At 72.4% G+C, this 12519-nt stretch carries 13 protein-coding genes; 3 read left to right on the top strand and 10 right to left on the bottom strand.

Annotation, left to right across the window (positions count from 1 at the left end; genetic code table 11):
• The 5 genes from ACZ60X_RS28650 to ACZ60X_RS28630 form a co-directional block, all read right to left on the bottom strand.
• On the bottom strand, positions 1-94 hold a 94-nt coding region (locus tag ACZ60X_RS28650; protein WP_280842533.1), incomplete at its 3' end, for a biotin carboxylase N-terminal domain-containing protein.
• Positions 95-129: 35 nt separating this feature from the next.
• Positions 130-960 (bottom strand): AfsR/SARP family transcriptional regulator, encoded by an 831-nt coding sequence (locus ACZ60X_RS28645; protein ID WP_469604321.1) that lies wholly within the window; start codon positions 958-960, stop codon positions 130-132.
• Between the two features lie 101 nt (positions 961-1061).
• Complete coding sequence (locus ACZ60X_RS28640; protein WP_469604318.1) at positions 1062-1823, bottom strand: 4'-phosphopantetheinyl transferase superfamily protein; 762 nt, start codon at positions 1821-1823, stop codon at positions 1062-1064.
• 93 nt (positions 1824-1916) lie between these two features.
• On the bottom strand, positions 1917-3515 hold the full coding sequence (locus ACZ60X_RS28635; protein WP_469604315.1) for an MFS transporter: 1599 nt from the start codon (positions 3513-3515) through the stop codon (positions 1917-1919).
• 111 nt (positions 3516-3626) lie between these two features.
• On the bottom strand, positions 3627-4910 hold the full coding sequence (locus tag ACZ60X_RS28630) for an alpha/beta hydrolase (RefSeq protein ID WP_469604313.1): 1284 nt from the start codon (positions 4908-4910) through the stop codon (positions 3627-3629).
• 164 nt (positions 4911-5074) lie between these two features.
• On the opposite strand from ACZ60X_RS28630, the gene ACZ60X_RS28625 reads away from it, so the two are divergent.
• Positions 5075-5662, top strand: a complete 588-nt coding sequence (locus ACZ60X_RS28625) for a TetR/AcrR family transcriptional regulator (RefSeq protein WP_469604309.1) — start codon at positions 5075-5077, stop codon at positions 5660-5662.
• Between the two features lie 80 nt (positions 5663-5742).
• Here the strand turns inward: ACZ60X_RS28625 and ACZ60X_RS28620 are convergent, their stop codons facing one another.
• The 4 genes from ACZ60X_RS28620 to ACZ60X_RS28605 form a co-directional block, all read right to left on the bottom strand.
• Positions 5743-6189 carry an ester cyclase gene (locus tag ACZ60X_RS28620; RefSeq protein WP_469604306.1) on the bottom strand — a complete coding sequence of 149 codons (447 nt, stop codon included), beginning with the start codon at positions 6187-6189 and terminating at the stop codon, positions 5743-5745.
• Between the two features lie 80 nt (positions 6190-6269).
• On the bottom strand, positions 6270-6974 hold the full coding sequence (fabG, locus tag ACZ60X_RS28615) for a 3-oxoacyl-ACP reductase FabG (protein ID WP_469604304.1): 705 nt from the start codon (positions 6972-6974) through the stop codon (positions 6270-6272).
• A gap of 14 nt (positions 6975-6988) precedes the next feature.
• Positions 6989-7666, bottom strand: coding sequence for an HAD family hydrolase (locus ACZ60X_RS28610; RefSeq protein ID WP_469604301.1), 678 nt, complete (start codon positions 7664-7666; stop codon positions 6989-6991).
• Entirely contained in the window at positions 7663-8691 is a 1029-nt protein-coding gene (locus ACZ60X_RS28605; protein ID WP_469604298.1) for an AfsA-related hotdog domain-containing protein, read from the bottom strand. The genes ACZ60X_RS28610 and ACZ60X_RS28605 overlap by 4 nt, the downstream gene beginning before the upstream one ends.
• A gap of 264 nt (positions 8692-8955) precedes the next feature.
• Between ACZ60X_RS28605 and ACZ60X_RS28600 the strand changes: the two genes are divergently transcribed.
• Positions 8956-10563: an acyl-CoA carboxylase subunit beta gene (locus tag ACZ60X_RS28600; RefSeq protein WP_469604296.1), complete on the top strand. Its 1608-nt coding sequence runs from the start codon at positions 8956-8958 to the stop codon at positions 10561-10563.
• An 86-nt stretch (positions 10564-10649) separates the two neighbouring features.
• A complete protein-coding gene (locus tag ACZ60X_RS28595) occupies positions 10650-10847 on the top strand; it encodes an acyl-CoA carboxylase subunit epsilon (RefSeq protein WP_469604294.1) in 198 nt (65 codons plus the stop codon).
• 431 nt (positions 10848-11278) lie between these two features.
• Here the strand turns inward: ACZ60X_RS28595 and ACZ60X_RS28590 are convergent, their stop codons facing one another.
• A complete protein-coding gene (locus ACZ60X_RS28590; RefSeq protein WP_469604291.1) occupies positions 11279-12319 on the bottom strand; it encodes a ketoacyl-ACP synthase III family protein in 1041 nt (346 codons plus the stop codon).
• Positions 12320-12519 lie beyond the last annotated feature (200 nt).

The raw sequence follows: 12519 nt of genomic DNA, 5'->3' as shown, positions 1-12519 counted from the left end.
CGTAGACGGCCACGCTCGCGATCCCGGCGTCCCGGCACGCCCGGGCCACGCGGACAGCGATTTCGCCACGGTTGGCGATGAGCACCTTGCGCACGTGCGCTCCTCGGTCAGGAAAGGAAGTCATGTATTTCAGCAGGCGTCGGGCAGGGGCACGGAATCCTTGCGCCACTGCCAGTGCGGTGGATTGTGCAGCACGCTTTCGTCGCCACCGGACAGAATGACCTGCTGTATCTGCTGAATGGCACGGGAGGGGTCCAGTCCCAATTCCTCCTGGAGGATTCCACGAAGTTCCTGATAGGCGTGCAGTGCGTCACCCCGGCGGCCGCACCGGTAGAGGGCGGTGATGAGCTGGCCGTGCAGCCATTCATTGAGCGGATGGCGGGCGACGAGGCTCTTGAGTTCCGCGGCGAGCCCGCCGTGCCGGCCGAGCCGCATGTCGGTCTCGATGCGCTGCTGCAGGACACGCATGTACATCTCCTGGAGATGCTGGACGTGCTGCATCAGCACGGGACCGCACCCGACATCGGTCAGGACGCCGCCGTTCCACAGGTCCAGCGCACGGGAGAACACCCGGGACGCCTCAGCGACGTTTCCGGCGTGCAGCAGGGTGTCCCCCTGCCGGGCCAGCCGCAGGAACCTTTCGGCGTCGGCCTGTTCGGACGTGGCACGCAGTACGTAGCCGGCGGGCCAGGTGTCGATCAGATCGGTCGCGGCGGCGCCGCCGATCTCCTGGGTGAGGCTCTTGCGGAGGTGGTAGACGTGGGTACGCACCGTGGAGAGCGCGGTTTTCGGGGGATTCTTCCCCCACAGTTCGTCCACCAGCATCCCGTGCGGTACGACGGTCCCGGGCTGCATCATCATGAGCGCCAGCAGTTGTCGGACTTTCGGGCCGCGCGGTACGGGGACCTTCTCCTCGTTGAGTCGTATTTCCAGTGGGCCGAGCACTTTGAATTGAAGCACCAATCCCCCCGTGGACACTCACATCACTTGTCCGGCGCCAACGGAAAACCACCCTTCCATGCGGATGCTGCGAGCGGCAAGAAATTGACCCTAAGGTTGAATCAGACCACATCGAATGATGCGACGGAGAACGCGGCCGGCTCGTCCGGGCCGCCGCAGTCGGTGAGCACCGCCACCGAGGTCATGACGTGGTTGCCGGGCAGGAGCCGGATCCAGCCCATGAGCCGGCGGCCCTCGGACAGCAGGCCGGGCGCCAGGTGCGCGGCGATCCGGCCGTCCGCGACGCGCAACTCGATGTCGTGGAAGACGGGTTCGGGCGCGTGCAGGGCGGACAGCGCCTTGTAGACGGCCTCCTTGGCGGAGAACACGACGGACAGCCGGCTCTCCGGACGCCGTGCGGCCTCCACCCAGGCGCGTTCGTGCGGGGTGCACACCAGCCGGGCGGCGGCCCGGCTGAGGCGGTCGGTGCGTTCCAGGTCCGTGCCGGTGGCGGCCACCCGGGGGTGCGTGCTGACGAAGCACGCGCCGATGTGTCCCACGCAGTGGCTGATGGAGCCCTGGACCCCGGCCGGGAACGCCGGCCGCCGCCCCTCGCGCAGGACCGGTCCCTCCCTCCCGAGCGCCCGCAGCGCGCGCCGCGCGGCCAGCCGGCCCACCGCGAAGTCGTGCCGCCGGGCGGGCGGAAGTGTCCGCAGCAGCCGCTCCTCCTCGGGGTGCAGCACGGCCGGGGCTCCGGGGGCGAGCCTCGACAGCGCCATGGCGGTGGCGGGGAGCGGTCCGCGCAGGAGCGGGCCGGCGGGTCCGGGGGTGCCGGTCGCGGGGGCCGGGACGAGACCGGGGCGCTGCGCGGCGGGTGTCGTCATCACTGCTCCTGCGAGGAGATCGCCCGGCGGGCGACCGGTGTCGTACCGGTCGCCCGCCGGGGTGCGGTGTGGGCTTTTCGCGGGCCGGGCGGCTCAGACCGTCGCGTCCGCGGAGGCCCTGGGCGCCTCCTGCTCGGTCTGCGGTGCGTCGTCGGCCGCCGCGCCGGCGGCCGGGCGGTCCGTGAGGATGAGGTGCAGGACCACCGCGCTGATCAGGCAGATCACCACGGTGCCCCACAGCACGACCTGGAAGCCGTGGGTGTACCCCTGGCCGAGGAAGTCGGTGAAGGAGGCACGGGCCGAGGACGGTGCCTTGGCGACCGCGGCTTCGAGGTTGCCGCTGGTGACGCTGTCCGTGACGCTGCGGGAGGTGAGGCCCGTGCCCTGGGTGTACCGGTCCAGGCCCGGGGTGATGCGGTTCTGGACGACGGAGACGACGGCGGCGACCATGCCGGCCACGGCGACCGCCTCGGAGGCCAGGCGGATGGTGTTGAACATGCCGCTGGCCATGCCGACCTTGGTGGGCGGGACGGTGCTGACCGCCGCGCCGTCCATCAGGCCGTAGATCAGGCCGATGCCGATGCCGACCAGCAGCAGCGGTCCGGCGAGTTCGAGCGTACCGATCCCCGGGTGGACGACGGTGAGCCAGGCCAGTCCGGCGGCGACGAGGACCAGGCTGCCGCTGAGGATCGGCCGCATCGGGATGCCCGCCTGCACCATGCGCCCGGAGACCAGCGGGAAGGCGAGCACCGGCGCGGTCAGCAGCAGCATGGTCAGGCCGGCCTTGCTGTCGGTGAGCCCGTTGGCGCCGACCAGGTAGGAGGGCAGCAGCACCATCAGGCCGACGAAGCCGAAGGAGACGGCGGTGGCGAGCAGGTTGACCGCCATGAACCGGGGCTCGGCGAAGAGCGAGAGGTCGAACATGGGGTGCCGCTGCCGGCGTTCGACGGCGACGAAGGCGGCGAGCAGCACGGCGCAGCCCGCGAAGAGCCCGAGGACGCCGGCGCCGGCCCAGCCCCACACGGGGCCCTCGATGACGCCGAGCGTGAAGCAGAACAGGGCGAGCGTGAAGGTCACGGTGCCGGCCCAGTCGACCGCGTGGGCGTCCGGGTCCCTGGACTCCTGGACGAGGCGCAGACCGAGCATGGAGGCCACGGCGACGGCGAACTGCACCCAGAAGATGGAGCGCCAGCCCAGGCCCGACACCAGCAGTCCGGAGCTGGTCGGGCCGATGGCGAGGCCGGCTCCGATGGTGACGCCGACGAACGCGAACGCCTTGGTGCGCGCGGCTCCGTGGAACATGTTCGCCATGACGGACACGCCCGCGGTCATCATCGCGGCGGCGGCCACACCGGCAACGCCCCGGGCGATGTCCACCAGCAGGATGTCGGTGGCGAGCGCACCGATCAGGGCGGAGACGGCGTACAGGCCGACGCCGAAGGAGAAGACCCGCTTGCGGCCGATGCGGTCGGCGATCGACCCGGCGGCCATCATGAAGCTCGCGGCGGTGACGTTGTAGGCGTTGACGACCCACTGCAGCGGCACGACACCGGCGTCGAGGGAGTGGCCCATGGCGGGAAGGGCGACCGGTGCGCTGCTCAGGCCGTAGGGAACGATGAAGACGGCCAGGCACAGGGCGAAGATGGTGAGGCCCGCGCGGGGCGGCGCCTCGGGGGTGGCGGCGGCAGCCATCGAAGCTCTCCTTGTCGGATGGTCGTAGGGGAGGGGCGGCAGGGGGACGGGGGAGTTACCCCTGCCGCCCCGCTCGGTGGGGGCGGGCCCGTGCGGCGGCGGGCGCCCCGGTCAGCGGTCGCGGCGCGGCAGAGCGCGGAGGAACTGCGAGAGGGTCTGCAGGAAGCGGTTGTCCTCCCACCGGGCGTAGACGACGTCCTGGTGGGTGAGCGCGGGGTCGGAGTAGAGCGCCAGCTCGGGGATGCGGCTGGCGGCCGTGACGGCCGCCGCGGCCTGGCCCGTGGTGCCGTTGGTGAGCCCGGACTGGAAGGTGTACAGCGGGACGTCGATGGCCTCGGCGTGGGCGAGCCGCAGCCCCAGCAGGCGGGTCAGCTCGGTCTCCTTGAAGTCGATGGCCGCCACGAGGTCGAGCATCACGCGGCCCAGCGTGTACCACATCCAGGCGCCGGGGAGGGGGCCCGCGAAGGCCTCGGCGACGGTGCGCAGGGAAGTGGGGCCGCCGTCGGCCCAGGTGCCGTCGTCCTCCAGGCGGCCCGCCTGCACGGAGTACGAGGGGTGGGCGTGCGCGGCGTCGACCATGCGCCCGAACAGGCCCGCGTTGGTGAGCTTGCCGCCGGTGCGGAAGGCCTCGGGGACGCGGTCGGCGAGCACCGCCGGTGCGTCGGGGTCGGCCAGGGCGTGCCGCGCGGCGAGCTGGAACCACAGGGCGGCCGACTCGGGCCGGTCGCCCAGGCCCGTGGTGGTGCTGGTGAAGTCCTCGAAGACGGCACCGGACTCGATCGCCGCGAGCCAGCCCTTGGCGGCCTCCAGCGGCAGGTCGAACTGCATGCCGGCGCCCGCGTAGGCGTTGAGGACGCCGCCGTCGACGACGGCCAGGCCGGCCAGGTCGCGGTAGCCGGGGGTGCCGTCGAAGTCCCACGCGGCGTAGAGCAGTGCCTCGCTGCCGCCCACGGACACACCGCCGAGCACGACGTCGCGCCGGCCGCCGGCCGCGGCGGCGAGGACCACCTGGCGGACGTCCTCAAGGAGGACCTCCAGGCCCCACTGGGCGGCGAACGCCGACTGGGCGGGGTCCTGCACCTGGTAGTGGCCGCCCAGGTAGTACTCGGTGGCGTGCTCCGGGGTGTCCGCGAAGCCGGAGAGGTCGGCGAGGTTCTGCTCGCGGCGGTCCACCGCCCACACCTGCAGGTCGTCCGCCGCGGCGGCGAGGCTGCGCGCGGTGTGCCGGAAGACACCGGCGGCGCCCTCCCGGCCGCCGAGCAGGACCAGGATCCGGCGGGCGTCGCGGGGGCCGGTCTTGAGGACGCCGACCCGCTGCAGCTCGGCCGGCCCGGCGGCCTGCGCACCCTGCACGAACTCGTACGTCTCGATCCAGTCCTGCTGGTCCTGCGACATGACGATCCACTCCTCGATAGTTGCAAGTCTTCCGTGATCTGCAACATCAACGTACCAGAGAAGCAAGAAAGTGCAACACCGAAGATGCAAGTAATCATTGTCTTGCTACTTTGGTGTCACATACACTGGAGGGTGTACCGATCAGCGACCGAGAGGCGGCACCCGTGACGGAGACGACGACGAGAGCGCGGCCGCTGCGTGCCGACGCCGAGCGGACCGTGCGCACGATCCTGGAAGTCGCCGAGCAGGTGCTCAGCGAGGACCCGACCGCGAGCCTGGCCCAGATCGCCGCCGCGGCCGGCGTCGCCCGCACCACGGTCCACCGCCGGTTCGCCTCCCGCGAGGCGCTCATCGACGCGATGGCCGTGCACGCCTTCCGGCAGGTCGAGGAGGCCATCGACGTCGGCCGGCCGGAGACCGCTCCCCCGCTCGTGGCGCTGCACCAGATCACCGCCAACGTGATCCAGGTCAAGAGCGGCTGGCGCTACACCGTCGGCCAGCCGCAGCTGCGGGCACCGGAGGCGGTCGCCGCGCACGAGCGCATCTTCGCCAAGGGGCACCTGCTGCTCGACCGGGCGCAACAGGCCGGTCTGCTGCGCCCCGACGCGGACCTCGAATGGGCGCGGCGGGTCTACCACGCCCTGATCGAGCAGGCCATCCAGGTGCAGGCGGAGACCTCCACCGACCCCGACACCCTTGCCGCCGCCGTGGTCGACACGCTCCTGAAGGGGCTGGGCCCGGCACACTCCTGACAACGCACGAGGGGCGGCATCCGCACTGCGGATGCCGCCCCTCTCGGCGTCTTCGGGCACCGCCCCGGCGGTGCCGGCCGTCACGCGGGCACGGGCTTCGGGGCCCCCTTCAGAGGCTTGTCCCACGCGCCGAGCTGGCGGAAGAGCTCCAGGTCGTCGCGGACGGCCCAGTGCTCCACAGCCTTGCCGTCGACGATCCGGTACACGTGCAGGTGCTGCACCCGCACCTCCTTGCCCGTGGCCGGCACGCCCATGAAGTCGGCGACCTGACGGCCCGTGAAGATCAGGCGGAGCACGGCCTTCTCGCCCTTGGCGAAGGCGTCGACCACCTCCCAGCGGGCGTCCGCCCACACGGTGCGCATCCACCGGGCGGTGTTGGCGTAGGCCTCGGGACCGGTCGGCGAACCCTCGGGGGCCTCGTAGTCGACGAAGTCCTCGGCCACCAGGCGCTGGGCGATCTCCATGTCGCCGTCGTTGAAGATCTTGCCCATCTCCAGGGCGATGTCCAGCACTTCCTCGTCCGTCATGACGGATTCCCTTCGTGTGTCGGGTACGCGCGCACGGCGTGCGCGCGTGGAACGGGTGGGGTGGGTCTGCGGGCCGGCGTTCACTGCCCCATGCCGATGCCGCCGCCGACCGGGATCGCGGCCCCGGTGACGTAGGCGGCACCGTCACCGGCGAGGAACCGGACGACCTCGGCGACCTCCTGCGGGGTGCCCGTGCGGCGCAGCGGGGTCTGGCCGAGCAGCTGGGCGCGCCGCTTGTCGGTCACGCCCTGGATCATCTCGGTCTCGATGAGACCGGGCGTGACCATGTTCACGGTGATGTTCCGCGAGCCCAGCTCCCACGCGAGCGAGCGGGTCAGGCCGAGCATCCCGGACTTGGAGGAGGCGTAGTTGGACTGCCCGGGGGACCCCAGGAAGCCCATGATCGACGAGATGAAGACGATGCGTCCCCACTTCGCGCCGATCATGGACCGGGACACCAGCCGGGCCATCCGGAAGGAGCCGACGAGGTTGGTCTGGATGACGTCCTCGAAGTCCTCGTCGCGCATGGTGGGCGCCAGTGCGTCGCGGGTGATGCCGGCGTTGGCGACCAGGACGCCGACGGGGCCGTACTGGGCCTCGACCTCGGCCACGGCGCGCCGCGCCGCCTCGGGGTCCCGGACGTCGCAGCGCACGCCGAAGAGCCCCTCGGGCGGCTCGCCGCCGCGGTGGGTGACGGCGACCTTGTCGCCGTTCTCGGCGAAGGCGCGGGCGATGGTCAGGCCGATCCCCCGGTTGCCTCCGGTGACCAGAACGGTGCGTGACATGTGCTCTCCTGTGGTCAGGCGGCCGCGGGACCGGAGCCGGTCACGCGCGGCAGGAGGCGGGCCAGTTCGGCCGCCGCCGTGTCGGTGTCGGTGAAGTGGACGGCCTGCCAGCCGGCGGCCTCGGCCCCGGCGCAGTTGGCCTCGATGTCGTCGACGAGCACGCACTCCTCGGGCGCGACCCCGGCCAGTTCGGCGGCCGCGTCGAACATGGCGCGCTGCGGCTTGCGCACGCCGATCCGGAAGGACAGCGCGAGCGCGTCGAAGAGCCCCTCGGGGGGAACCATGCGCCGCCAGAGCCGGTCCCAGGCCGGCGGCATGTTCGACAGCAGGCCGACGAAGACGCCCTCGTCGTGCAGGGCGCGCAGGTGACCGAGCCAGGCGTGGTTGGTCTCGCGGCCCTCGAACCAGCGTTCCCCGAAGCCGGTGACATCGGCGTCCACACCCAGCTCGCGCAGCCGGGCGTTCATCCGGGCCGCCCACTCGTCCTCGCTGAGCAGCGGGGTGTCGAGCGGCGCCATGAGGTCGCCGCCGAACGGCTCGGCCACGGCGGCCATGGCGATGCGGAAGGCGGACGCCGGGATGCCGGTCCGCCGGCAGAAGGTCTCCAGGTCGCGCGGGATCGGCGGGGTCAGCACCCCGCCGAAGTCCGTCCACACCGCGCGCACGGCCGGCCGGCCGCCTCGGGGCGTCACGCCGGCCCCCCCGTCGCGGGGTCCGGGCCGCCGGCCCGGCCGGCCGAGTCCGCCTGCGCGAAGTCCAGGGTGATCCGGCCCGCCTGCGCACCGTCCTGTTCGAGGACGACCTCGCACTGGGCCGTGCCCGCGCCGAGTCCTCCGGCCGCGCCCAGGCGGGCGGTGGCCACCAGGGGCGAGTCGAGTTCGGCGAAGCGGGTGAAGTCGGCGGTGCAGCCGGTCACGGCCCGGTCGGTCGGAACGCCCGCGAGATGGGCGAGCTGGCGCGCCGCCTCGGTCAGCACCATCGCGGGAATGTGGTCGTAGGTGTGGTCGAACAGGCTCTTGTTCTCGAACAGGGGCTCCACCTGGGCGGAGACGGTGTCCCCCAGATGGATGGGCTCGCCCAGCACCACGTTGGCGGGGTTGCGGCGGCCCACGTCGACGGCGTCGGCCGGACGGCTGCGCAGCGCGCCCAGCAGGTCGGCCGTGAGCGGCGGGTCGGACTTGCGCTGCAGGAAACGCAGCTTGCCGTAGTCGGCGCTCTTCGCCGCGCCGACGTCGATGCGGGTACGGGCCACCGTACGGCCCGCCATGCGCAGGGTGACCGAGGAACTCACGCCTCGCAGGCGGCCGTTGCGCGCGGTGACCGGGGTGACGGCGCCCGCCAGCTCCAGTTCTCCGGGCCGGTCGCCGGACACGAGCGCCGACAGGTCCCCGATCCGGATCGACCAGTTGTTGACGAGGAAGGTGGTGTCCTGCGCGATGCCCAGCTGCCGGTGCGAGGCCGCGGTGCCGGCCTGCCGCGCGGCCTCCAGCAGGAGCAGGAAGTCGTACGTCGCCGGCGTATGCGCATGGTCGCTGAAGTAGGCGTGCCCGTTGGGCAGTTGGGCCCCCGCGACGAAGTCCTCGGCCCCCGTCTGCACGAGGTCCGTGACCAGCACCTCCGAGACGGCCGCCCGGTGCACCAGGGCGCGGTCGATGGTGCGGGCGAAGGTCAGGACGGGGGCCGACTGCGGCAGAGCCGTGTCGGTTGGTGTCGTCATACCCAAACAACTCCTTGTCCGGTGCCGCCTGCGGCGGTTTCCTGGAAAATGCGCTACGGCCCCGGCACGGGCCTTAGTTCATGATTGCGAGCGCCCGTAGAAGCCCCGTCAAATTCGCATGGAGCGGCCCGCCCCGACGGGCGCGCTCCGCGCCTTCGACCGCCTTTTAGTCAACTTCCATGACGGCATCACATTCTTCTGGGAAATAACGCGGGAGCCGTTTTCCGTTTCGCTCCGCCGTCGACGCAAGGGAGTGCGTTTTCGATGACCGCTTTGGACGACCGTCCCCTCGCCGCTCCGGCACCGAAGCCGCCGGCCGGCCCGGACATGCAGGCCCGCACCGCCGAGCTGCTGCGCCTGCGCCAGGCCGCGCGCGGCGGCCCGGGCGCGGCCGCGACCCGGGCCCAGCACGCGCGCGGCAAGCTGACCGCGCACGAACGACTCGACCTGCTGTTCGACAAGGACACGTTCAGCGAGATCGAGGGGCTGCGGCGGCACCGGGCCAGCGGGTTCGGCCTGGAGGAGCGCCGCCCGCACAGCGACGGCGTGGTCACCGGCTGGGGCCGGGTGCACGGCCGTACGGTCTTCGCCTACGCCCACGACTTCCGCATCTTCGGCGGGTCGCTCGGCGAGTCCCACGCGGAGAAGATCCACAAGATCATGGACATGGCGGAGGCGGCGGGCGCCCCGTTGGTGAGCCTCAACGACGGGGCCGGCGCGCGCATCCAGGAGGGCGTCTCGGCGCTCGCCGGGTACGGCGGCATCTTCCGCCGCAACGTGCGCGCCTCCGGGGTGATACCGCAGATCAGCGTGATGCTCGGGCCGTGTGCGGGCGGCGCGACCTACTCGCCTGCGCTGACCGACTTCGTCTTCATGGTGCGCGGCATCTCCCAGATGTTCATCACCGGACCCGATGTGGTGGAGGCCGTCACCGGCGAGCGGGTGAGCCACGAGCAGCTCGGCGGTGCCGACCTGCACGGTGCCGTCTCCGGCGCGGCCGCCTTCGTCTACGACGACGAGGAGTCCTGTCTGGAGGACGTGCGCTACCTGCTGTCCCTGCTGCCCTCCAACAACCGCGAGCTGCCGCCGGCCGCGGTGCCGGCCGCCCGTCTGGACACGCCGGACGAGGAGTTGCTGCACCTGGTGCCGGCCGACCCGAACCAGCCGTACGACATGCGCGAGGTGGTCGCGCGACTGGTCGACGACTCGGAGTTCCTGGAGGTCCACGAGCGGTGGGCGCCGAACCTGTTGTGCGCACTCGCCCGCATCGACGGGCGGACCGTCGGGCTGCTGGCGAACCAGCCCCGGCACCTCGCCGGGGTGCTGGACATCGAGGCGTCGCAGAAGGGCGCCGCCTTCATCCAGACCTGCGACTCCTTCAACATCCCCCTGGTGACGCTGGTGGACGTGCCCGGCTTTCTGCCCGGCACCGCCCAGGAGCACGGCGGGATCATCCGGCACGGCGCGAAGCTGCTGTACGCGTACTGCAACGCGACCGTCCCGCGGGTCCAGGTGATCCTGCGCAAGGCCTACGGCGGCGCGTACATCGTCATGGACTCCCGCTCCATCGGCTGCGACCTCTCCTACGCCTGGCCCACCAACGAGATCGCGGTGATGGGCGCCGAGGGCGCGGTCAACGTCATCCACCGGCGCGCCGTCGCCGAGGCCGAGGATCCCGAGGCCACCCGGCGCGCGCTGACCGAGGAGTACCGCGAGGCGCTGATGCACCCGTACTACGCTGCCGAGCGCGGGCTCGTCGACGACGTGATCGACCCGCGCGCCACGCGTTCGGTGCTCGCCGAGGCACTGCGGGTCCTGCGCACCAAGCAGGAGCGGTTGGTGCCCCGCAAGCACGGCAACCCCCCGATGTGACCGGGCAGACGCCCCGCCCCAGTCCTGCGGGCCCGGCATCTCGCCCGGCGTCCGGCCCGTCCCGACCGCGAACCGAGGAGCCCGCCATGGCCGCCGGCCCCGCACCCCGACTGCGCGTGATACGCGGCAACCCCACCCCCGACGAACTGGCCGCGCTCATCACGGTCGTCCTCGCGCGCCGCGCCCCCACCCCGCCGGCCGACACCCGTGAACCGGCCGTCCCGGGCTGGCGACAGCCCGGTCCCCACCACCCCGCCGGCGCCTGGCGCACCTTCCCCCTGTGACCACGGGATGACCACGGGCCGCCCCGGACACCGACCGAGGCGGCCCCACCACACCCCCGACCGGCAGCCTCCCGCCCCTACGGGCACCCCGACGCGGCCCAGCTCCGACCGGCAGCCTCCCACCCCGGCGGACACGCCCGCCCCAAGACCACAGGGCCGCCCCGGACACCACCCCGGGCGGCCCCACCACACCCCGGCCCACACCGCTCCCCCCAACCACCACAAGGCCACCTCGCCACACCGACCGAGGCGCCCGGCACCCTCCCACCCCCGGCAGACACGCCCGCCCCAAGACCACAGGGCCGCCCCGGACACCACCCCGGGCGGCCCCACCACACCCCGGCCCACACCGCTCCCCCCAACCACCGCCGGGCCGCCCCGGACACCTCCGAGGCGGCCCGGCCCGACCGCCACCCGCCGAGCGGTGCGGCTCACGCGGTCGAGGGGGCTTCGACCACCGCGCATGACCAGGTGAAGCCGGCGCCCGCGTTGAGGAGCAGGCCGAGTTGGCCGGGGGCGAGGGCGGAGCGGTGCAGGACCTCGTGCAGGCCCGCGGGGAGGTCTCCGGTGCCCAGGTGTCCGGTGTCGGCACCCCAGTCCACCGGCGGTGCCGCGACGAGTTCGCGCAGCGTCGGGATCCAGGCGCTGTCCAGGGTCTTGCGGCCGAGGCGGGGCAGGAGGACGAACCGGATGCGCGGGTCATCGGCGGCGAGGTCCGCGTCACGCAGCGCCCCGCGCACCACGCAGCGGATCATCTCCCTGTTGACCTTCTTGAACGGTGCGACCCCGTGGTCGCGCAGATACGCCCGCTTGGTGCGGCGCATGTCGACGACCGGGGAGTTCTCCCTGGGCAGCCGGGCGAACGGGTCCGTGCCCCGGTGCATGGCCTCCAGGTGCGGCGCGGCGGCGGTGTGCAGGGCCCGCAGCAGGAGCGGGTCGCCCGCGTCGGCCGGCTGCCTGAGCAGCACCGCGGTGGCCGCGTCCCCGTAGGCGGCGCCGTAGTCGCTGCGCCACCGGTCGAAGCCGGGAGCGGTGAACCGGTCGGCCGTGGTGACCAGGGCGTGCCGCCGGCCCGTCGCCAGGGACAGCCGGGCGACGGCCAGTTCCAGGGCCGCCGCGCCGCCGTTGCAGATCTGCTGGATGCCGACCGGCACGGTCTGGTGGGCTCCGATCTGGTGGGCGATGTAGTGCGGCGGCGACCACAGGTCGTGCCCCTGGTAGTGCATCCAGGCGTGCAGCAGCAGGGAGACGTCGGCCGCCGCCGCCCCGCCGGCCCGCAGGGCCTCCTGGGCGGCCAGGACGGCCATCTCCGGGGCCGCGACGTCCTCGGCGACCGGCAGCCGGGGGTGGCCGAGGTCCCGGGCCACGTTCTCCTCGACCCGCCGTTCGGCCACCGCACGGGTCGCGCTGTCCCTGGCCGCCGGCAGCCACACGGCCGCCGCGGCGATGCCCACCTGCCCGGTCGTCTTCATGACCACAGCCCCCTCTGCTTCCAGTAATACGCATATTGTTTCCACTCTCGAATGGAATGCGCGTCAAAGCCGTATGGAAGGTGCGTCGAATTCGAGAGACGAGGGTTCTCCGTGGCATTGCGAATATGGCAGCATGAATGCGCCATCACATTTCACAGGCAATTCCACGCCAAGCGGCGTCACCTCATCGAAGGGAAGAC

This window comes from Streptomyces sp. NPDC104106 (genome assembly GCF_055584345.1).
The sequence above is the reverse complement of the archived record's forward strand: the minus strand, read 5'-3'. Positions and strand labels throughout refer to the sequence as shown.

Excerpts from the sequence above, each read along its gene's own strand:
- ACZ60X_RS28640 (WP_469604318.1), bottom strand. The coding sequence starts at position 1,823 with ATGACGACACCCGCCGCGCAGCGCCCCGGTCTCGTCCCGGCCCCCGCG.
- ACZ60X_RS28635 (WP_469604315.1), bottom strand. The coding sequence starts at position 3,515 with ATGGCTGCCGCCGCCACCCCCGAGGCGCCGCCCCGCGCGGGCCTCACC.
- ACZ60X_RS28630 (WP_469604313.1), bottom strand. The coding sequence starts at position 4,910 with ATGTCGCAGGACCAGCAGGACTGGATCGAGACGTACGAGTTCGTGCAG.
- ACZ60X_RS28620 (WP_469604306.1), bottom strand. The coding sequence starts at position 6,189 with ATGACGGACGAGGAAGTGCTGGACATCGCCCTGGAGATGGGCAAGATC.
- fabG (WP_469604304.1), bottom strand. The coding sequence starts at position 6,974 with ATGTCACGCACCGTTCTGGTCACCGGAGGCAACCGGGGGATCGGCCTG.
- ACZ60X_RS28605 (WP_469604298.1), bottom strand. The coding sequence starts at position 8,691 with ATGACGACACCAACCGACACGGCTCTGCCGCAGTCGGCCCCCGTCCTG.
- ACZ60X_RS28600 (WP_469604296.1), top strand. The coding sequence starts at position 8,956 with ATGACCGCTTTGGACGACCGTCCCCTCGCCGCTCCGGCACCGAAGCCG.
- ACZ60X_RS28595 (WP_469604294.1), top strand. The coding sequence starts at position 10,650 with ATGGCCGCCGGCCCCGCACCCCGACTGCGCGTGATACGCGGCAACCCC.
- ACZ60X_RS28590 (WP_469604291.1), bottom strand. The coding sequence starts at position 12,319 with ATGAAGACGACCGGGCAGGTGGGCATCGCCGCGGCGGCCGTGTGGCTG.